General features: G+C 66.5%; 17 protein-coding genes. 12 read left to right on the top strand and 5 right to left on the bottom strand.

The features are described 5' to 3' along the window. Positions 1-288 precede the first annotated feature (288 nt). From CF70_RS31440 to CF70_RS31430, 3 genes are all read left to right on the top strand, one after another. A complete protein-coding gene (locus tag CF70_RS31440) occupies positions 289-2,343 on the top strand; it encodes an ATP-binding protein (protein ID WP_235185285.1) in 2,055 nt (684 codons plus the stop codon). Continuing rightward, positions 2,340-3,986, top strand: a complete 1,647-nt coding sequence (locus CF70_RS31435; RefSeq protein WP_051649294.1) for an EAL domain-containing protein — start codon at positions 2,340-2,342, stop codon at positions 3,984-3,986. Before CF70_RS31440 ends, CF70_RS31435 begins: the two co-directional genes overlap by 4 nt. Before the next feature lie 403 nt (positions 3,987-4,389). Further along, positions 4,390-4,566, top strand: coding sequence for a CsbD family protein (locus CF70_RS31430; RefSeq protein ID WP_035875090.1), 177 nt, complete (start codon positions 4,390-4,392; stop codon positions 4,564-4,566). Between the two features lie 59 nt (positions 4,567-4,625). On the opposite strand, the gene CF70_RS31425 is transcribed toward CF70_RS31430, so the two are convergent. Further along, the gene (locus CF70_RS31425) at positions 4,626-4,808 is read right to left on the bottom strand and encodes a hypothetical protein (RefSeq protein WP_035875250.1); all 183 of its coding nucleotides are present in this window, start codon (positions 4,806-4,808) and stop codon (positions 4,626-4,628) included. Between the two features lie 553 nt (positions 4,809-5,361). Between CF70_RS31425 and CF70_RS31420 the strand changes: the two genes are divergently transcribed. Continuing rightward, complete coding sequence (locus CF70_RS31420) at positions 5,362-6,057, top strand: phosphoribosyltransferase (protein WP_035875247.1); 696 nt, start codon at positions 5,362-5,364, stop codon at positions 6,055-6,057. An 18-nt stretch (positions 6,058-6,075) separates the two neighbouring features. Here CF70_RS31420 and CF70_RS31415 read toward each other — a convergent pair whose 3' ends face one another. Genes CF70_RS31415 through CF70_RS31400 form a run of 4 tightly spaced genes read right to left on the bottom strand, consistent with a single transcriptional unit; the run spans position 6,076 to position 9,747 of the window. Further along, positions 6,076-6,588: a 3-isopropylmalate dehydratase gene (locus CF70_RS31415; protein ID WP_035875087.1), complete on the bottom strand. Its 513-nt coding sequence runs from the start codon at positions 6,586-6,588 to the stop codon at positions 6,076-6,078. After that, on the bottom strand, positions 6,585-7,892 hold the full coding sequence (locus tag CF70_RS31410; protein ID WP_035875085.1) for a 3-isopropylmalate dehydratase large subunit: 1,308 nt from the start codon (positions 7,890-7,892) through the stop codon (positions 6,585-6,587). The genes CF70_RS31415 and CF70_RS31410 overlap by 4 nt, the downstream gene beginning before the upstream one ends. Further along, the gene (locus tag CF70_RS31405; RefSeq protein WP_035875082.1) at positions 7,889-8,917 is read right to left on the bottom strand and encodes a tripartite tricarboxylate transporter substrate binding protein; all 1,029 of its coding nucleotides are present in this window, start codon (positions 8,915-8,917) and stop codon (positions 7,889-7,891) included. The genes CF70_RS31410 and CF70_RS31405 overlap by 4 nt, the downstream gene beginning before the upstream one ends. A gap of 50 nt (positions 8,918-8,967) precedes the next feature. Beyond that, positions 8,968-9,747, bottom strand: a complete 780-nt coding sequence (locus tag CF70_RS31400; protein WP_035875078.1) for a GntR family transcriptional regulator — start codon at positions 9,745-9,747, stop codon at positions 8,968-8,970. Positions 9,748-10,406: 659 nt separating this feature from the next. Here CF70_RS31400 and CF70_RS31395 point away from each other — a divergent pair. The 8 genes from CF70_RS31395 to CF70_RS31355 all read left to right on the top strand — a co-directional run bounded on the left by CF70_RS31395 (position 10,407) and on the right by CF70_RS31355 (position 19,138). Beyond that, the gene (locus CF70_RS31395) at positions 10,407-11,936 is read left to right on the top strand and encodes a hypothetical protein (RefSeq protein WP_035875076.1); all 1,530 of its coding nucleotides are present in this window, start codon (positions 10,407-10,409) and stop codon (positions 11,934-11,936) included. Between the two features lie 198 nt (positions 11,937-12,134). Next, positions 12,135-12,590 carry a periplasmic protein gene (locus CF70_RS31390; RefSeq protein WP_035875073.1) on the top strand — a complete coding sequence of 152 codons (456 nt, stop codon included), beginning with the start codon at positions 12,135-12,137 and terminating at the stop codon, positions 12,588-12,590. Beyond that, on the top strand, positions 12,587-13,282 hold the full coding sequence (locus CF70_RS31385) for a C39 family peptidase (protein WP_035875069.1): 696 nt from the start codon (positions 12,587-12,589) through the stop codon (positions 13,280-13,282). The genes CF70_RS31390 and CF70_RS31385 overlap by 4 nt, the downstream gene beginning before the upstream one ends. Positions 13,283-13,292: 10 nt before the next feature. Further along, complete coding sequence (locus CF70_RS38505) at positions 13,293-14,636, top strand: hypothetical protein (RefSeq protein ID WP_051649292.1); 1,344 nt, start codon at positions 13,293-13,295, stop codon at positions 14,634-14,636. Positions 14,637-14,742: 106 nt separating this feature from the next. Beyond that, positions 14,743-16,185 carry an acetate kinase gene (locus CF70_RS31370; protein ID WP_035875065.1) on the top strand — a complete coding sequence of 481 codons (1,443 nt, stop codon included), beginning with the start codon at positions 14,743-14,745 and terminating at the stop codon, positions 16,183-16,185. A gap of 243 nt (positions 16,186-16,428) precedes the next feature. After that, on the top strand, positions 16,429-16,941 hold the full coding sequence (locus CF70_RS31365; protein WP_035875063.1) for a hypothetical protein: 513 nt from the start codon (positions 16,429-16,431) through the stop codon (positions 16,939-16,941). A gap of 240 nt (positions 16,942-17,181) precedes the next feature. Further along, positions 17,182-18,318, top strand: coding sequence for an ABC transporter substrate-binding protein (locus CF70_RS31360; RefSeq protein ID WP_035875060.1), 1,137 nt, complete (start codon positions 17,182-17,184; stop codon positions 18,316-18,318). A 52-nt stretch (positions 18,319-18,370) separates the two neighbouring features. Further along, complete coding sequence (locus tag CF70_RS31355) at positions 18,371-19,138, top strand: SDR family oxidoreductase (RefSeq protein ID WP_035875056.1); 768 nt, start codon at positions 18,371-18,373, stop codon at positions 19,136-19,138. Positions 19,139-19,204: the final 66 nt, after the last annotated feature.

Below are 19,204 nucleotides of genomic sequence, written 5' to 3'. Positions count from 1 at the left end.
CAACTTAATGCCAGGAAAACACGCAATTATGATAAAGCATCGCTGATCTGTCGAAGGGAATGCCGCGTGATGCAACTGGCCGGCAGCGCGTGGTGTACCGCGACGATAGGCCAGGACGTGCGGACTGGCGCAGCCGAATAGATCATACTGTGGAGCTTCGCCGCGGGCAGGCTGCCATCGGGGCAGCGGCGCCGGGGGCGCCGGCCGCACGCGCGGACAGCGGACTAGATGGAAGGCTGCGATTCACGGCTGTGATGAACAATATATTCGTTTTCTGGTAGCTTTCCCATGAGGCTGGAAATCTACCGACGGGCATTGGCAGGCGCGCATCGCTCCGTGGGGAGTCCGTTCTGGTCAAGCCTTGTTATCCTGATCGGCATCTGGGGCGCGCTGTCTGGCTGGGCGCTGTGGGATCGCGCGGCCGAGTTGCGGCACGTTCATGCCACTCTGGCGCGCATGGCCGGGCTGCTTGGCGAACATGCCGAACGCACGCTGGCCGAAGCCGACCAGATCGCATCGCTGGTCGGTGGCGTGGTGGTTGAGCGCGGGCCCGTGCTGCCGCTGGCGCAATGGATGCGCAGCGGCTATTTCTCCACCAGACCCTTCCTGGAAGTGTCCGTGCTTGACCGCGAGGGCGGGCTGCGTTCGTCCAGCAACGCCAGCTTCGAACCGCTGGACCTGAGCGACCGCCAGTATTTTCGTGTGCATGAGAAACGCGCGCTGCCGGCGCTATACGTCGGCGCGCCCCTGGTGGGACGCGTCACCGGGCGCTGGTCCGTGCCACTATCCAGGGGCATCGTAGCCCCGATGACCGGCCACTTCGCCGGCGCGGTAGTGATATCGCTCGATCCGGGCTACTTGTCCGAGGTTTTCTCGCGGGCGGCGCTGGGGCCATCCGGCGTCGTGCTGCTGGCGGGCACCGACGACTTCGTGGTGCGCGCGCGCTGGAGCGAGGACAGTCGCCAGCCTGGTCAGATCCTGATGCCCGGGTCCGACTTGCGCCGGGCGTTGGCCGGTGCGCGCGGCGGCCTCGTCACGGACGCCGGCGGGCGCGCTGACAGCCAGCGCATCTACGCCATCCAGCGCCTGCCAGGCCGCAACCTGGCGGTGCTGGTGGGCATGAGCAGCGAGGTTGCGCTGGCCAGCTATCACCACCGTTTGCGCCTGGTGATCGTGATCGCCGCCGTGGTCACCTTACTCGTGATGTTCTTCCAGGTCAGGCAGTTCTCCGCGCTGCACGAGCTTGCGATGCTGGCCGATCGAGAGAGCGTGGTACGCGACATCCTGGCCGAGAAGAAGCAACACCTGCGCGGTCTGTTCCTGGCCATGCCGGACGGGGTGGCCGTCTTTGGCCGCGATCGCGTGATCGACGAGACCAATACCGCGCTATGCGAACTGCTTGGGGTGTCGTTGCCGCAGCTGCGCGGCGCCACACAGCGCGAGTTCGTCCACTGGCTTTACCGGGGCCGGCGGCCGGCGGGGCAGGCATGCCATGCCGAACAACTCCTGGCTGAACTGGACCGGGCCCATCCAGGCGGCGAGTTCGCAGGCATTGTCGAGTTCGACATGGCGGTGTCGCCCGCCTACGAGGTGCGCATCGTGCATGCCGCCAGCGGTGGGGGCCTGGTGCTGGTGCTGCGCGACGTCACGTCGCAACTACGCCACGACCGCATGAAATCTCATTTCGTCTCGGCGGCGGCGCACGAACTCAAGGGGCCGGTGGCGGGCATCGCCGGCTACGCCGAGCTGCTGAGCGCCGGTGTCGTGGCGCCGGATCGGCGCGGCGGCATCTACCATGCCATCCATGCCCGGGCCAGGCAGCTCAATGCCCTGCTGTCCGACCTGCTCGACCTGGCCCGCATCGAAGCCCGCAGCAGAGGCTTGCTGGAGCGCGAGCGCGTGGAGGTGGCGGCGCTTGTGCGCGAGACTGTGGCGGCCGAGTTCGCCGGGCAGGGCAGGGTGCATGTGATCGCTGCCAGCGCGCCGCTTCATGTACTGGCGGACCGCGCGCAATTGACGCAGGCGGTGCGTAACCTCATTGAGAACGCGCTGAAGTATTCTGACGGCAAAGAAGAAGTCACTGTCACCGTCGCACCGCTGGCGCAAGGGCAGGACAAGGTGTCGGTTCGGGTCGAGGATCGAGGTATCGGCATGACGAAGGAAGAAGCCGGATTGGCGTTCGACAATTTTTACCGGGCCAACCGGCAGGGAAATACAACGGGGAACGGCCTCGGCCTGGCGATCGTGCGGGAAATCGTGGCCGTGCATCAGGGTCAGATCACGCTGAGCAGCGAACTGGGCAAGGGCACCGTTGTCACTCTCAGCCTGCCGGCGGCAACATGAGGCGCTGGCTGTGGGGCGAACCTGGCCAGTCGGCAGGACGCCGGGCCGCTTTGCTGGCGGCATTGCTGGGCGCCTGCCTGGCGCTATGGCTGATCGCGCTGCTGGCCACGCACGATGCCCGCGAACGCGTGGCGGGAGTGTCCTCGGCGGTGCGCGACAACCTTGAGTTTGCGCTTGCCGATACGCTTGGCGTCGCCTACCAGGATCGTGCGCTGGTGGGCGCGCCTTGCCACAGCGTGGCGCGCCAGCTGCAGGAGCAGGGCGCCTATACCGCCTATGTCCGCGACGTCGTGCTGGTGTCGCGCGGCATGCGCTATTGCTCGGCGGTGCGGGGTGAGATCGCGGTGCCGCTGAGTGAGCTGCTGAACTGGCAGCCCGGCCTGCAATACCGGCTCGCCAGACCCTATCGCGGCAGCAACACGGCCCTGGCGGTGTTCTTTGGTACTGCTCCCGGCAACGGCGTGCTGGTCTGGGTGGAAGGACGCTACCTGGCCGACATGGTGCATTCGGCCGGCAAGCTGGGGTTTCCCGATATCGGGATCGAAGTGGCGGGCACGCGCTTCATGCTCAACGCCGGTGATCTCGCGGCGGGTGAGGCGGCCGCGGCAGCCGGCTCGCCAACGCTGGTCAGGCGGGATGCCGCGCAGGCAGCCGCGCGCGGTATCGTCGATATCCGGCGACTGGAGGGACACCCGATCGCCGTGATCGCCAGCGCGCCGCGCAGTCTTGTGCTGCACGAGAGCCTCAAATACCTGGTGCTGCTACCGCTGACCGCCGGCTTTGCCGCGCTGGCGGTGTTTGCACTGCATTCGCGCCGCGCGGCGCGCCGCTCCTTCGCCGCGGAGTTGCAGCGCGGGCTGCGCCGCGGTGAATTCATCCCCTACTACCAGCCCGTGGTCGATCTCGAAAGCAAGCTGTGCACGGGGGTGGAAGTATTGGCGCGCTGGGAACACCCGCGGCGCGGCCTGCTTGAGCCGGAGCAATTCATCCCGGCGATCGAGCAACAGCGCCTGGCGGTTGCGCTGACCCTGGACCTGATTCCCCGCGTCCTGCGCGACCTCGAGTCGCTGGTGTTGCCCCCGGCCTTCCATCTCGCGTTCAACATCACCAGCGAGCATTTCGACGATGTGGGCTTCTGGGCCGACGATGCGCCGCTGTTCGCGCTGCTGCGCGCCAATATCACCCCGGTGCTGGAAATCACCGAACGCGATGCGGTTTCGCTGGTGGAGCATCAGCGCAGCGCGATCCAGCGTGCCAAGGCACGCGGCATCAAGCTGGCCGTGGACGACTTCGGCACCGGCTACTGCGGCCTGGCGTACTTCAAGCAGTTCGAGGTGGACTTCCTCAAGCTCGACCGCATCTTTGTGCAAGCCGATCAGGACGACAAGGTCAGTGGCCAGATTGTCGACGTCACCCTCAACTTTGCCCATGCGCTTGACCTTGCGGTCGTGGCCGAAGGCATCGAGTGCGAGGCACAGCGCGCGCAACTGGCCGGCAAGGGCGTGCGCCTGGGGCAAGGCTACTACTTCGCGCGGCCGATGATGCTGGCTGCGCTGCGCGACTGGCTGCCGGCGCACCTGGAACGCGTCACGCCGCCACCAGGCCCGCGTGGCGAGGTATCGGGCGTGGCGGAACGCACGTGATCTGGCACCGGCGGACTATTTTTTAGTGCAAATATGAAACATTTTGCATATTAACAAATGATAAAAATGATATAGAATTCGGGCATAGCCTCACTTCCCCGTCGGGCTATGCGACTCCCTGCCGGAATCCCCTTGCCGGCCAGTGCCTCGCGTCGCGACGCGAGGCGCTCTTTTCCTCTTTCTCTCTTCCCCTCTTTTCATTTCCAGGCGATTGCCTGATGGATGGGCGCTCGTCCTACATGGCATACAGCCACCGCCTGACAGGCGACGGGGCTGCGGTTGCCTAAGCTGGTACCAGCGCCCCCCGGTCCATGCATGTGGACGCGGCGCGGGCACGGCAGCCAGCCGTAGTCCGATGCCTGGGGGCGGCTTAATCCCGTATCGTCGCTAACCGGAGCCGACAATGAACAAGGATCAAGTGAAGGGCCGTATCGAGGAAGCCAAGGGCAAGATGAAGGAGGTCGCCGGAAAGGTGACGGGCAGCGTCACTACCGAGGTCAGGGGCAAGGCGCAGCAGATAGCCGGCAAGACGCAGGCCGCTTACGGTGACGCCAAGGAAGATGCCAGGCGTACCCGCTGATACCGGGAGCCCGCGCCTGCCGGGCCGGGCAGGCCGCCCGGCCCGGGGTACAGCCAGGCTTAACTAAAACACTCGTTGTAGTAGCGCGTGAAGGTGCCGGCCGGGCGGAATGTATATGGCAGTTCGGCCAGTGCCGCGGCATCGAGCGAGCCGAAAGGGATGTCGAGGCCAAGACTGCTCGCATCCGTGGCGGCGTGATCCGTGCGTTGGGTTTCGTGACTGGATTTGTGATGCGTGCTCATGTGCATTCTCGCTGATCCTGACTGTCGCGCCGCGCGGTAAACAACGGGCATGGCTGGCGCTGGTGAAATGGCGAGCCGGCTGGCTGCCATCGGTGCGAGCTATCTTATCCAGATGCGCGCGAAAGAAAATCCAGGCCCGGCAAAATACACTGTTGCGGAATCGCGCCCAATCGCACCACTCCCACGGGCCGGCGGGGACGCTGGCATCACGTGGCGCGCCTTCGCGGCGTCCGTGAGGTGACCGTGGTGCCTTTTCCGTCCCACGCGCCGTTTCCCCCTGCTGCGATTGTTTGCCGAGGCAAAGGTGCGCTCCTCGCCCTTCGCCGCCGGCGGACGCCAACCCGCACCCGGGGCGATGTCAGCGTCGTGCGCGGTATCGCCGGACACCTCGCCGGACACCTCGATTCGCCAGCCTTCTCCGTCTATATTTGGCTAGGGCGCGCCACTGCCGCGCTGCCCTGAAGCCGTGCGCCGCGGGTAGCGCTGCCACGGCACTGGCCTGCCGCGACCCGGCCCGACCGACCCACTGCAGGAGCCAGCCATGTCCAGCGTTATGCCGTTGCCGCCATGCTTTGCCGATCGCCGCGAAGCCGGGATCTTCCTTGGCCGGCACCTGGCGGGGCTCGGATTTGGCGCCGCCGCGCAGTGCGAGCCGCCGCTGGTGCTGGCCCTGCCGCGCGGCGGCGTGCCTGTCGCCTTCGAGGTGGCTCTCATCCTGGAAGGGCGGCTCGATATCCTGCTGGTGCGCAAGATAGGCGCGCCCGGCTACCCGGAACTGGCACTGGGTGCCGTGGTGGAGGGCGACGCCGCCGGTAACGCGCCATATACCGTGGCCAACGACGACCGCTGGACCCGACGCGCCCTCGATAGCGGCACCTTCGACGCGGAGCGCGGGCGCCAGCTCGACGAAATCGCGCGCCGGCAGCAACGCTATCGCGGCGGCGCGAGCGTGCCTGCCATGGCCGGCCGTACCGTGATCGTGGTGGACGATGGCGTGGCCACCGGCGCGACCATGCGCGCAGCGCTGGAAGGCGTGCGCCGCGCGGGCGCGAAGCAGGTGGTGGCCGCGGTGCCGGTTGCCTCGGAAGAAGGCCTGGACAGCCTGCGCGCGGCGGCGGACCAGGTGGTCTGCCTGAACGTGCCGGCCAGCTTTGGCGCCGTGAGCGCTTTCTACCTGGATTTCCGCCAGACCACGGATGAGGAAGTCATGGCCTTGCTGCGCCAGTGCGCCTGCGGGCGCCCGGCGTGAACCCGGGCCGCCGGCGGCTCAACGCTGCGCCGCCAGCCTGGCCTTCAGGTGCGGCACCAGCCCGCCGGCCCGCAGCAGGGTGCGCAGGAAATCGGGAATCGGTTCGCACGCCACGCGGCTGCCGTCGGGCAGCAGCAGGCAAGCCCCGTCCAGCTCGAGCCGCGCCAGCCCTCCATCCACCAGCCGCGTGGTGTCGGGGCAGGTCAGCACCGGCAGGCCGAGGTTGATGGCATTGCGGTAGAACAGGCCGGCGAAGGACGGCGCGATCACCGCGGCCAGGCCAAGCTCGCGCAGCGCCTGCGGCGCCTGCTCGCGCGAGGAACCCACGCCGAAATTGCGCCCGGCCACCAGCAGGTCGCCGGGGCGCACCATGGCCGGAAACTCGGGACGCAGCCCGGCCAGGCAATGACGGGCGATCTCCTCGACACCCCCCTTCATATGGATACCGGGCGCCATCTGGTCGGTATCGACGTTGTCGCCAAAGCGCCAGATGCGGCCACCGGGCAGGGGCGGGATGGGTACCGGACTCATGGCAACAATGCTCGCGGGTCGGTGATGCTGCCGGTGACGGCGGATGCCGCCACGGTCAGCGGCGAAGCCAGCCAGACCGCGCTGCCGCTGTCGCCCATGCGGCCGGCAAAATTGCGCGCGGTGGAGGCAATGGCGCGGCTGTTGGCCGGGAAGCGGGACGGGCCATAGCCTGCGCACGCGTTGCATGCATTGGGCAGCAATTGCGCACCGGCATCCAGCAGGATGGCCAGCGTGCCCTCGCGCTCGGCCTGGCGCTGGTCGCGCAGCGAGGCGGGCGCAAGTTGCAGGCTCACGCCGGGCGCCACGCGCCGGCCACGCAGCACGCTGGCGGCCATGCGCATGTCTTCCAGTTTGGCGCCGGTGCAAGCGCCCAGGTAGGCGATGTCCACGGGCTGTCCGGCAGCCTGGCCGACAGGGCCGGTGTTGGCCGGCGAATGCGGCGCGGCCACCTGCGGCTCCAGCGCGGCCGCGTCGAAGCGGTGGCTGGCCAGCACGGCGGCTCCGGGCTCGGTGCGCCAGTGCGCAAGCGCGATGGCGTCGAGCGTGGAGGCGGGCACCCCCGCTTCCGCCAGCCAGGCCATCGTGGTGGCATCCGGTGCGATCAGGCCGGTCTGCGCGCCGAGTTCCGCACTCATATTGGCCAGTGTCATGCGCTCCTGCATGGGCAGCGCCGCCACGGCCGTGCCGGTGTATTCGATCGCCTCGTAGCGGCCGCCGTCGAGTCCAAGCTGGCCGCACAGGTACAGCATGATGTCCTTGGCGCAGACGCCGTCGCCAAGCTTGCCGTCCCATTGCAGGCGGATAGTGTGTGGCACGCGCAGCCAGATCTCGCCCGTGGCCACTACGCCCGCCATCTCGGTGGCGCCAATGCCGAACATATAGGCACCGAAGGCGCCGCCGGTGGGGCTATGGCTGTCGCCGCCCACGATGAAGCGTCCCGGCAGCACGTGGCCATGCTCAGGCAGCACCACGTGGCAGATGCCTTCGCCGTCAATGAAATGGGGAAGGCGCGCCTCGCGCACCCAGTCGCGGGTGAAGCGGACGATCGCCTCGGCCTCGGGATCGGCCGCGGGCAGGTAGTGGTCGGTCACTATGACATAGCGCTCCGGATCCCAGACCTTCGCCCCCAGCTCGCGCAGCAGCGGCGCCACCCGGCGCGGGCCGCTCGAATCGTGCGACATGGCAAGGTCGACCCGGCATGTCACCACCGTGCCCGGCGTGACCGCATCGAGCCCGGCAGCCCGCGCAACCAGCTTCTGCGCCAGCGTGGCGGGTGCGTGGGCGGGCCCGGCTAGCGGCTTCATTCCGGCGTGGCTCCCGAATACTTGACCACTTTGGCCCAGTGCTTCACGTCATTGCGCACGAAGGCGGCAAAGGCTTCCGGCGGATTGCCGACCGGCTGCGCCCCGTCCGTCTCCAGGCGCTTGCGCACCGCGGGTGTGTCGAGACCCTTGCGGGCGGCCTGGTAAAGCGCCTGCAGCACGTCGGGCGGAAGGCCGGCGGGGCCGAACAGGCCGAACCAGGCGCTCGACTCGAATCCCTTGACGGTGGCACCGATCGGCGCCACGCCGGGGAACTGCGGCAGCGGCGCGGCGCTGGTCACGCCCAGCACCTTGAGCTTGCCGGTCTTGACGTGCGGCAGCACATTGAAGGTACTTGCGAACATCAGGTCGACATGGCCAGATAGCAGGTCGGTGATGGCGGGCGCGGTGCCCTTGTAAGGAATGTTGACGATATAGGTGCCCGTCATCATCTTGAACATGTCGCCAGCCAGGTGAACCGACGAACCCACCGAGCCGATCGCAAAGTTCAGCTTGCCGGGCTTGCTCCTGGCCAGCTGGATCAGTTCCGGGATGTTGTTGGCAGGCAGGCTGGGCGTGGCCACCAGCACGCTCGGGACGGTGGCCACCATCGTGATCGGCGTGAAATCCTGGATCGGGTCGAAGGGCAGTTTCTTGTACAGCGAGGCGTTGATGGTGTGGCTGGTGAAGCTCATCAGCAGGGTGGTGCCGTCGGGCGCGCTCTTGGCCACCTGGTCGGCGGCGATATTGCCGCCCGCACCCGGGCGATTCTCCACCACCACGGACTGATCCAGTTCGCGTGACATCTCCTGGGCGATGGTGCGCGCCAGCGTATCCGTGGTGCCCCCGGCGGGCGCCCCCACCAGGACGCGGATGGGTTTGCCGCCGGCGATCTCGGCGCGCGCTACCGGCGCCTGCGCCAGCAGCGCAACACTGACGGCGGCGCCAAGCAGGCCGTACATCGCCTTGCGGCGCGAGGGGGTGGCAAGTGCATGGGAGAAAGGTCGGCCCGTGCTGGTAGCAGGCATCGCGGTTTCCTTCTGGAAAGATCGTGAGCGTGCAGTATCGCTCGCTTTTCTTACTCGCGCAGCCCCGTTCGCGCTTCGCTTTCCACCCAGACATTGGCGCTGTCGCCACCCGCGGGGGAGAGCTCCATGCGGTATTCATAGCGGTCCGGCCGGTACTGGCCGAGCAGGAACTGCACCGGGCGGCCAGCCTTGTCCAGCACCACGCGGCGCACCGCCAGCAGCGCGCCGCCCACGGGCACGTCCAGCAAAGGCGCTACCACCACGTCGGCCAGCCGGGCCGACAGCGTCTGGCTGGCGCGCCCGAGTTGCACGCCCGAGCCCTCGAGCAGGCGCAGCATCGGCGTGCTTTCGAGATCCTTGCGATTGAGGCCGCGCCCCAGGTCGGCCGGAAGATAAGTGGTGATATGCGATAGCGGGCGGCTGCCATAGTGGCGCACGCGCACCACCTTGACCACCGGGTCGCCCGGTTGCAGCCCGAGCGCTTCGGCGACTTCCGGGGTGGCGTGGACGTCGTCGATCGATATCACCTTGACCGAGGTTTTCTGCCCCATGTCGATGATGTTGTCGAGCAGGCTGCCGGGGCGGTCGCTGACCGTAACAGGCTTAATCGGGTGCGGATTGACGAAGGTGCCAAGGCCGCGATGGCGGCGTACCAGCCCCTCCTGCACCAGACGGTCGAAGACGCGGCGCATGGTCACGCGCGATGCGTGAAACTGCTTGGCGAGGTCGATTTCGCCCGGCAAGGGGCCTTGACCGAAACGGCCTTCCACAATCTGTTGGCGTAGTACCACGTAAATCTGGTGATACAGGGGAACGACGGCTTCACTCATGGTTTCCCTTGCGAATAGGTGACAAGTCTCAAATAGCCTTAATGTACTTTAAATCAGACATAGAGCCTAGTCATGTCGCCAGTTGTGCGTTATTCGCCGTTCGAACGGCCCGGGAGCGTTGCGTGCATGCCGCGCACGGGCAGTATCCGTCGCAATAATCCCGCGCAATGTCTGCTTTCAACCGGGCCGGGGCGGACGCGTCGGGCTGTCATGCAACGTCTCATCCGAAGCAGGGAGAGTGGTGACGAGCGACGACCAGTGCACCGGCAGGACGTGTGTTTCACTCTTGATACACCGTGGGCAACCTAGGGTTTTCCTTGGGAACCGCGCTAAAGGCCTGATAGCAGGGGGAGTTTTCGCTGGTTTGGGGAACTACCCGCCATGTAGCGCGTCGGGCCTTGTCACAGCCGTGTGACATGGTGTGTGCGGTTCACAGCGGCGGCGCCATCGCGCGTCCTCTACAAGCGAGATAAAGGTTGAGGCGATGCCTATGTAGCCCTTGTATTGCAAGGGATTACAAGTTTGAGACATTCGCCTGGCACCGATTATGCGGAAGGAGGGGCTGGTTTGGCTGAGTGCCGGACCTGGGCCTCCAGCCATCGTTCTCCCGAGCGCTGGCGAGAGGCTGAGCCGCTGTGAAATCCTCCTGGGAGCTTTGTATGAAAAAGACCTTACTAGCGTCGGCGATTGCTTTAGCCCTTGGGGCAGGCGGTCAGGCCATGGCCAATCCGACCAACAACAACGACGTCAAGGACAGCGGCGCCAACACGCAGACCGCCACTGCAACTTCAACCCAATCCGGCAGCGGCGCGGCGGCGAACGAAAACTCGAACGCCACGCAGGACAACAGCACTCACTCCAGCACGAAGGTTGCTACGGATACGAAGACCAGCACCTGGACTTCAAACAAGACCAAGACCACCACAACCACCAAGACCAACGCCGATAACAAGGGCAAGGTCACTTTCGATGGTGGCTATGGCAATGCCGGCGCGAACAACGGCAGCACGGCCACCGCCAACTTTACCAATTCCTTCAATACCAGCAAGGCGATTGCCATCAGCAAGCTTTCGGGCTCGGTGAGCGGCATTTCGGTCGGCAACATTGGCAATGTCGCCACCAACAACGGTAACGCCAATGGCGGCTCCGGCGGCAAGGGCGGTACCGGCTATGGCGGCGCCGGCCACGGTGGCACGGGCGGCAACGGTGGCAACAGTGGCAATGGCGGCAACGGCGGTAGCGGCGGTTCGGCTACCAACGGTAGCGCCACCGCGGGTGCTGCCAGCAACGGCGGCGCCAATGCCGGCGACGGCGGCAATGGCGGCAAGGCCATCGGCTGGGCCGGAGACGGCGGCAACGCCAAGGGCTCTGGCGGTGGCGCGCTTAGCGCCAGCGTCGGCGTGGGTGCGCACGGCGGCAGTGCCAAGGGCTCAGGCGGCGACGCGCTGGGTGCCAGCCTCGCCGGCGCCGGCAAGGGCGGCAGTGCAGGTGCCGGCGGCGGTAGCGCCGGCGGCCTGAGCGCTGGCAAGGGCGGCAGCAGCGGATCGGCTTCCGGGAACGGCGGCAACGGCGGCAGCTCCGGTGCCGGCGGCGCCGGTGGTAGCAGCACGGCAGGGGCTGGCGGTGCCGGCTCTGGCGGCGCGACTACGACCACGGCAGGCACCGGTACCGCGGTCGGCGGCGCAGGCGGTGCCGCGACATCCGGCGCATCCAGCCCGACCGGTGGTGGCGGTACCGGGACTGGCGGTGCAGGTGGCGCGGGCACAGGCGGCGCGGCAACGGCTTCCGGCGGCGCAGGCACCGGCACGGGTGGCGCGGGTGGTACCCAAACCAGCGTGGCCGGTAATGGCGGCGGCGGCGGCAGCGCAACCAACGGCAGTGCTTCCACCCAGGCCAGCAACGGCAGCGCAACGGCAGGCGCTGGCGCGGTTGGCGCGGCTTCCGGCGCCGGTGGCGCTGGCGGCGTGGGCAATGGCGGCACGGGCGGTGTGGGTAATGGCGCAGTGGGTGGAGCTGGCGGCGCCGGCGGCACCAACTACGTCGATGCGGGCACCTTCAATATGTCCAACACCATGACCAGCGTTGGTCAGTCGGCAGCGGGCATCATGATCGCCAACCAAAACAGCGGCTTCGCTTCGCTGGTGCAACAAAGCGTCAACGTCCAGGCCAACCTGGCGGTCGGCAAGTAAGGCGCGTGCGTGGTGGTGGCGTGCGCTGCGGGTGGATGGCCCGCGCGCACGTCCCGCCGGCACAGCTTGACTCCGGCAACTCAGGGCATCCCGGCGCATCGTGCGCTGCCGGGGTGCCCATTCGACGAAGCGTCCACTCGCTTCCGGTGTGATCGTCTGGATGGGGACGGCACGCAAGAGGCTGAAGGAGACACCAACATGCGATCGGTCCGCTCCGCTGTCACCCTGGTCACGACAGCAATCCTGGTCTGGCCTGGCCTGCAAGCCTTTGCTGGGCCGCAGCCCGCCGGGCCATCAGCCGCAGTGCCTGCGGCCAACACCGGAACCGCCATGTACACCAGCGCGGCGGCGCCGGATCAGACTCCCGCTGCCGTGGCGGGTGGCGCTCAGCGCGGCATCTTTGCCGGTCTCGGCAAACCTGTCGCCAGCGACAAGCTCGAAGGTATCCGCGGCGGATCCGAACTGGTGGTCAACGACATGCGCCTCGGCGGCACCGTGGCGGATAACAGCGTGAACCGCATGATCAGCGGCTCAAACAGCATTGCCGAAGGCTCTTTCGCCAGCGCCGCGGGTTTGCCCACTGTCATCCAGAACTCGGGCGCCAACGTGCTGATCCAGAACGCCACCATCGTCAATATCCAGTTCAAGCCATGATGCTGCGCAAGCTGCTTCTGCAGGCTACGCTCTTGCTGGCTTCGGCCGGCGTGCCCGTGGCGTGGGCCGACTACATATACGTGCCGGGCGATGGCGGAAACTACTACAACGTGCGGGTGACCAGCCTCAAGGAAGCACGGTACAAGACCACCATCCGCCAGCAATACGACTTCAGTTGCGGCTCTGCCGCGGTAGCTACCCTGCTCACTTACCAGTACGGCTTTCCGGTCAGTGAGCAGACGGTGTTCCAGAACATGTATGTCAACGGCGACCAGGCCAAGATCCGGCAGGAGGGGTTCTCGCTGCTGGACATGAAGCGCTTCCTGGAGTCGCGCGGCTTTCTCGCCGATGGCTATGAATTGCCCTTGTCAAAGCTGGAGGAAACCCAGATCCCCGCCATCGTACTGGTGGTGGAGAACGGGTATCACCATTTTGTCGTGGTAAAGGGCGTGCACGGCGACCGCGTGCTGGTCGGCGACCCGGCGCTTGGCACGCGCGCGCTGTCGCGTGAGCACTTTGAGCGGATCTGGGACAGCCAGCTGCTGTTCGTCATCCACAACCGCGAGGAATCCGCTCGCTTCAACCTGGCGGCCGACTGGCGTGTAGCGCCGAGCGGCCCTTATTCGATGGGTATCAACCGGGATAGTCTGTTCTTCACCGTCATGCCTTCGCATGGCGGTAGCGACTTCTAAGGAACGTACCATGTTCCAGATATCCTCAAAGTCCGCGCAGCATCGCCGCAGTGGCGCTGGTTCGGCCACTGCCGTCATGTTGCTCGGCGCGGGCCTTGCCTGCGCCGGGCCGGTGCGGGCCGACGAAGGCACGGGGATCGAGGCGCTCGGCACGCTCGGTGCGACCGACCCTGCCGGCCTCACGGCACCGCCCGCAATGCAGGCGGAAACCAACAACCCTTACCTGGCTGCGGCACTTGGCAGCATGGCCGGCCGGACGCCGGTCTCGCAAGAACCCCTCGCCGTGGCGGAGCCGGCTGACCGTCCGGCAGATGGCGGCGCCACCCTCGGCGCGGCCGATGCCCCCGATGCTGCCGACCTGGCGCCGCCGGTAGAGCGGCAGACCGAAACCGTCAATCCCGTCCTGGCCGCCTCGGACCTGGCGCCAGCCGCGCCAGATCGCCTCGAAGCGTCGAGCGGGGGCTTCGATGCCGCTTCCCGCCAGACGCTCCCTGCCGCCGGCCTGCCGGCTGCCGCCAGCGCGCCTCGCCGGCTTGCGGTACGCAGCAGCGCGGGCGCGCCGAAGCCGGTAGCGCCGGAACGGCTGGAAGACCTGCGGGGCGGTTTCGCCGCTGCGAGCCAGTCGCCGGATGCAGCCGGCGCCGCTGCCCGGGCAACGCCTGCCGTGACGCTGGCGACTGCCGGAACATCGCCCACACATGCCGCGCGCAGCACCATGGCGAGCTGGAAGCCGGTCGCGCAAGAGCGGCTTGACGATTTGCGTGGCGGGTTCGACGTGGGCGCCGGCTTGCAAGTTTCGTTCGGTATCGAACGCGCCGTGTACATCAACGGTGCCCTGGTGGTGGCAACCAGCCTTACTATTCCCGATGTGAGCCGCATCACCGCCGACCAGGCCAGCCGCCTGGCCACGGCGCTCGGTGGGGCTGCAGGTGCGGCGGCCATGGCCAGCGCAGCCGTGAACAACGCGCTGGCCGGCAACCCGGTAACCGCGAACGGCGCGAATGGCAGCAGCAGCACGGGAAGCAGCAGTAGCAGTACAGGCACCAGCGCCAGCGCGACCGGGAGTCCGGGCGCGTCGGTGACCAGCCTGCCTGCCACGGCGATAGCGGCGGGTGGTGCCGTGGTGACAACCAACGGCGCACTAAGCCTGATACAAAACGGGCCGGGCAATAGCGTTGCCTCCAGCATGATGGCAGGCACACCTGCCACGGTGATTCAAAACTCGCTGAACAACCAGTCGATCCAGAATCTGGTGACCATCAATGCAGGCGTTAACACCCTGCAGGCATTCCGCGCACAGGTGGCTAATTCAGCATTGAACAGCGCATTGCAGAGTGCCGCGAGCCGGCACTGAATACCTGCAGGCGATTGGTAGTACGTGCAACGAGAGGGGCAGTATGCGTTAAGCAGGTTGCGGACTCCTGTACGAAGCAGTCCGCCGTCCGGGGGAGGAAGGCGAAATGAATAAAAAGTCGCTGCGCGGCATCCGGCAGGCAGGGTGCTCGACATTGCTGTTGCTGGGCGGGATGGCACACGGCCAGACCCCGCCTGACGAGGGACCAACGGCGGCGAAGCTGGATGCGCTCAAGCGGGAGGTGACCGAGCAGGCCGCCACCCTGGAGCAGATGAAGCGGGCAATGGCGGAGCAAGAGGCCACCATCCGCGAGTTGCGCAGTGTGCTGGGTCCTGAAGTGCTGGCGAGAAAGCGCGGCGGCCAGCGCGCGCCGGGCACCGGCGGCGTGACACCCGGTGACACCGCCACCAATGCCGCGGCGGCAGCCGCCGGCGCGGCAGGCACGCAAGCCCTGCCCAATACCGCCAATGTGCCGCAGGAAGGCGCCGCGCAGGCGCAGCAAGGCGCAACGCCGGCGCAGCAGGCGGGCGACGCCCAGGTCGCTCAAGCCGGCGACGAGCAGCCGGTGGGCAAACCGCCCGAGGCCGACACCGCGCCACCTGCGATTGCACCGATCTTCGACCAGCCTGGCGTACTCACGCCCGCGGGCAAGTTCGTGCTCGAGCCCAGCTTCCAGTATGGCTATTCGTCCAACAACCGCGTGGCGCTGGTCGGCTACACGATCATTCCCGCCATCCTGATCGGGCTGATCGATGTCCGCGAGGTCAAGACCTCGACTTACATCGAGCAGGCTGCGCTGCGCTATGGCGTGACCAAGCGGCTCGAACTCGAGGTCAAGGTGCCCTACGTGCAGACCTCCGGCTCCACCATCAGCCGCGAAGTCTTTACCGGCACAGCGGTCGACAACGTCTTTAATGCCAGTGGCCAGGGCCTGGGCGACGTGGAAGCCACCGTGCGCTACCAGCTCAATTATGGCAACGAGAAAATGCCGTACTTCATCGGCTGGCTGCGCTACAAGTCTGCTACCGGCAAGAGCCCCTTCGACGTCGTGACCGACTGCGTGACACGTTGCGTGGGTAATACCACCGGCACCGGCCTGCCACTCGGGCTGCCCACCGGCACCGGCTTCCAGGCGATACAGCCAGGCATTACGTGGCTGCTGCCGACCGATCCCGCGGTGTTCTTCGGTACCTTCAGCTACCTGCACAATTTTGCGCGGGACAATGTCAGCCGCACCGTGCTCAACGGACAGCAGGAGAATCTCGGCAAGATCGCGCCGGGCGATATCTTTGGCTTTAACTTCGGCATGGGCCTCTCGCTCAACGAGCACGCGTCGTTCAGTATCGGCTACGACCAGAGCATCATCTGGCCGACCAAGCAGAATGGCCAGACCGTGCCCGGCTCGGTGCGCATCACGCAAGGTACCCTGCTGGTGGGCTATTCGTATCGCTTCAACAGCCGCTATACGCTGAACGTGTCGGTCGGCGCGGGGCTGACGCGGGATACGCCAGATCTGCAGGTCACGGTGCGCCTGCCAATCACATTCTGAGGGCAGGCAACATGCGCGAGTTCGACGGCTGAACGTAACGTGATGCGTGGTCGGCATGGCGCCGTCATCGCCTTGCGCTTGCCGCGCGACTGGCGTACAAATGAGTTACCCCGTCCCCTGGGCGGATACGGATGCACCTCCACCTCCATGTTTTCCGTGACTGCGTGAAGGCGACTCCGCATGCACACCGCTGCCGGGATGACCCGAAATGGCCGCGAAACGGCCTGAAGCGAGGAGAGAGTCATGCGCAAACGCATCTTCTGGTTGTTGCCCGATCTGGCGAGCGCCCGCCGCACCATGGACGATCTGCTGCTGGCTCGCGTCGAGAACAGTCATATCCACTTCATCGCGCGCGATGGCGCCGATATGACTGGCCTGCATGAAGCCAACCTGTTCCAGACTTCCGATATCGTGCATGCTGCGGAAATGGGGCTGATGGTTGGCGGCGGCATCGGCATCGTGGCGGGGGCACTGGTCGCCCTGTTCCCCATCGTCAGCGAGACTCCGCAATGGGGCCTGGTCGGTGTGCTGGCCGTGCTCGGCGCGGCGTTCGGCGCCTGGGCGTCCAGCATGATCGGCTGCTCCGCGCCCAATAGCCGGCACAAGACCTTCGAGAAGGACATCGAAGAAGGCAAGATCCTGCTGATGGTGGACGTACCGCGTGGCCGCGTCGAGGAAATCGAAGCGCTGCTGCAACAGTCCCATCCGGAAGCCCGCTTCGCCGGGATGGACCCGGCCATACCCGCCTTCCCCTGAACGGAGACCGGCCAATGCGGGGGCATGGCGGCCTGCGGGCCGCCTGCCCTTGTGCGCTCCGGCCCTGCCTTTCCCTGCCATACCTGACTCCTCCCCGAGCTGCCGTCAGATGCCGCTGTGATGCCTTTTGCAACAGCGATTTGCCGAATGGCGCCGCTTTGAGGTAATTTGCTTGTCGCCGCGCCCATTCGTGGCGCGCATGACAAAGCAAAAGATTCGTAAGCGAACGAGGGGTCGGAGATGAAAACAAAATGGATCGCGTGCGGCCTGCTGGCCGCTGCGCTGGGATTGGGCGCGCCGGTGGCGCAGGCGGAGCCGGGGGTCAGCAAGACCGCGATCCGGATCGGGCAGTCGGCCGGCGTGACAGGGCCGGTGGCGGGCTCGGTCAAGGAGCAGATCGCCGGGGCGCAGGTTTACCTGAAGACGGTCAACGCCAACGGCGGCGTGGGAGGCCGCCGGATCGAGCTGGTGACCTACGACGACGGCTTCGATGCCAAGCGCACCCCCGACAATGTGCGCAAGCTGGTCCAGGAAGACAAGGTGTTCGCGCTGTTCATGGTGCGCGGCACGCCGCAGAACGAAAGCATCCTGCCCATCATCCAGGCCGAGAAGGTGCCGCTGGTGGCGCCGCTCACCGGCGCCATCACGCTGCATCGTCCGGTCAGCCGCTACGTATTCAACGTGCGCGCCAAATACCAGGATGAAGTCGCCCGCGCGATCAACCATCTTGCCACGACCGGCATGACCCGCATCGCCATCTTCTACGCCAATGACGGCTTTGGCCAGGACGTGTTCGAGGGCTTCAGCACCGCGCTGCAGGCGCGCGGCGTACAGCCTGCCGCAAGCGCTTCGTTTGCCCGGCCGATGGGGGATATCCAGGCTGGCGTCACGGCCATCAACAAGTCTGATCCGCAGGCCGTGCTGGTGATCGGCTCGGGCTCCGAGGCCGCGCGCCTGATCAAGGAACTGCGCCGCGGCGGCAGCCAGGCGCAGTTCGTCACGCTGTCCAACAACGCGGCCGATTCCTTCATCAAGGAGCTGGGCGAGGACGCGCGCGGGCTGATCATCACGCAGGTGGTGCCGGGCACCAATTCCAGCCAGATGAGCATTGCCAGCGAGTATCGCAACCAGGCCCGGCAGCAAGGCGTGGAGCCCAGCAATGCCGGCATGGAGGGCTTTATGTCGGCCAAGGTGCTGGTGGAGGGCTTGCGCCGCGCCGGGCCGGACCTGACCCGCGAGCGGCTGGTCGGCGCGCTGGAGAGCCTGCGCGACTATGACCTGGGCGGGATCCTGATCAGCTATAGCCCGACGCGGCATACCGGGTCGTCGTTCGTGGAGATGTCGATCGTGTCGTCGACGGGCAAGCTGATCCGCTGAGCGAAGGGTCCGGCCGCAGCGTCCCGACGGCGCGCTGCGGTATAGTCGCCGGATGGCTACCTCACCTTTTTCCCTGCAAGGCCGCGTGGCGCTGGTCACCGGCGGCGCGCAAGGCCTGGGCCTGGCGATCGCCGCCGCCCTTGCTCAAGCCGGCGCGCACGTGATCGTTGCGGCGCGCAATGCCGAGCGCGTGCATGCCGCCGCGGCCGAACTCGCCCGGCACGGCGGCAGCGCCGAGCCACTGGTGCTCGACATTACCGACGAAGCGGCGGTCGACGCTGCCTTTGCCCACGTCGACGCCGTGCACGGCCGCCTCGATATCCTGGTCAACAACGCCGGCGCGCGCAAGCGCAGCAATATGGCGCATCTGGACGCGGCGGATCTGCGCGAGATGCTGGAGACCAACCTGGTGGCGCCGTATGCCTTGTGCCGGCACGCCGCGCAACTGATGCGGCGCGGCGGCTATGGACGCATCGTCAATGTCAGCTCCATCGCGGGGCAGGTGGCGCGTGCCAATGACGTGCTCTATCCCGCTACCAAGGGGGGGCTGGATGCGCTTACCCGGGCGATGGCGGCGGATCTCGGGCGGGATGGTGTGACTGTCAATGCCATTGCGCCGGGGTATTTTGCTACCGAACCTAATCAGCCTATGGTCGATGACGCTAGCGTTGCGGAGTGGTTGCGGCAGAGGACTGCGTTGGGGAGGTGGGGGCAGCCGGAGGAGGTGGCGGGGGCGGCGGTGTTTTTGGCTTCGCCGGCGGCTTCTTATGTTACGGGGCATGTGTTGGCGGTGGATGGGGGGTATTTGGCGCATTTTTGATGGGTGCTTCAACTTCAACTTCAACTGCAACTGCTTAACGTCAACGTCAAAGGCTTAAAGTCAAAG

This window comes from Cupriavidus sp. SK-3, assembly GCF_000611145.1.
GTDB lineage: Bacteria > Pseudomonadota > Gammaproteobacteria > Burkholderiales > Burkholderiaceae > Cupriavidus.
This window is presented reverse-complemented; position numbering and strand designations above follow the sequence as displayed.

Bases quoted from the DNA above. Each gene is read 5' to 3' on its own strand.
- CF70_RS31355 (WP_035875056.1), top strand. From the start codon at position 18,371: ATGGCTACCTCACCTTTTTCCCTGCAAGGCCGCGTGGCGCTGGTCACC.
- CF70_RS31385 (WP_035875069.1), top strand. From the start codon at position 12,587: ATGATGCTGCGCAAGCTGCTTCTGCAGGCTACGCTCTTGCTGGCTTCG.
- CF70_RS31390 (WP_035875073.1), top strand. From the start codon at position 12,135: ATGCGATCGGTCCGCTCCGCTGTCACCCTGGTCACGACAGCAATCCTG.
- CF70_RS31425 (WP_035875250.1), bottom strand. From the start codon at position 4,808: ATGAGCACGCATCACAAATCCAGTCACGAAACCCAACGCACGGATCAC.
- CF70_RS31410 (WP_035875085.1), bottom strand. From the start codon at position 7,892: ATGAAGCCGCTAGCCGGGCCCGCCCACGCACCCGCCACGCTGGCGCAG.
- CF70_RS31360 (WP_035875060.1), top strand. From the start codon at position 17,182: ATGAAAACAAAATGGATCGCGTGCGGCCTGCTGGCCGCTGCGCTGGGA.
- CF70_RS31405 (WP_035875082.1), bottom strand. From the start codon at position 8,917: ATGCCTGCTACCAGCACGGGCCGACCTTTCTCCCATGCACTTGCCACC.
- CF70_RS31435 (WP_051649294.1), top strand. From the start codon at position 2,340: ATGAGGCGCTGGCTGTGGGGCGAACCTGGCCAGTCGGCAGGACGCCGG.
- CF70_RS31420 (WP_035875247.1), top strand. From the start codon at position 5,362: ATGCCGTTGCCGCCATGCTTTGCCGATCGCCGCGAAGCCGGGATCTTC.
- CF70_RS31430 (WP_035875090.1), top strand. From the start codon at position 4,390: ATGAACAAGGATCAAGTGAAGGGCCGTATCGAGGAAGCCAAGGGCAAG.
- CF70_RS31440 (WP_235185285.1), top strand. From the start codon at position 289: ATGAGGCTGGAAATCTACCGACGGGCATTGGCAGGCGCGCATCGCTCC.
- CF70_RS31415 (WP_035875087.1), bottom strand. From the start codon at position 6,588: ATGAGTCCGGTACCCATCCCGCCCCTGCCCGGTGGCCGCATCTGGCGC.
- CF70_RS38505 (WP_051649292.1), top strand. From the start codon at position 13,293: ATGTTCCAGATATCCTCAAAGTCCGCGCAGCATCGCCGCAGTGGCGCT.
- CF70_RS31370 (WP_035875065.1), top strand. From the start codon at position 14,743: ATGAATAAAAAGTCGCTGCGCGGCATCCGGCAGGCAGGGTGCTCGACA.
- CF70_RS31365 (WP_035875063.1), top strand. From the start codon at position 16,429: ATGCGCAAACGCATCTTCTGGTTGTTGCCCGATCTGGCGAGCGCCCGC.
- CF70_RS31395 (WP_035875076.1), top strand. From the start codon at position 10,407: ATGAAAAAGACCTTACTAGCGTCGGCGATTGCTTTAGCCCTTGGGGCA.
- CF70_RS31400 (WP_035875078.1), bottom strand. From the start codon at position 9,747: ATGAGTGAAGCCGTCGTTCCCCTGTATCACCAGATTTACGTGGTACTA.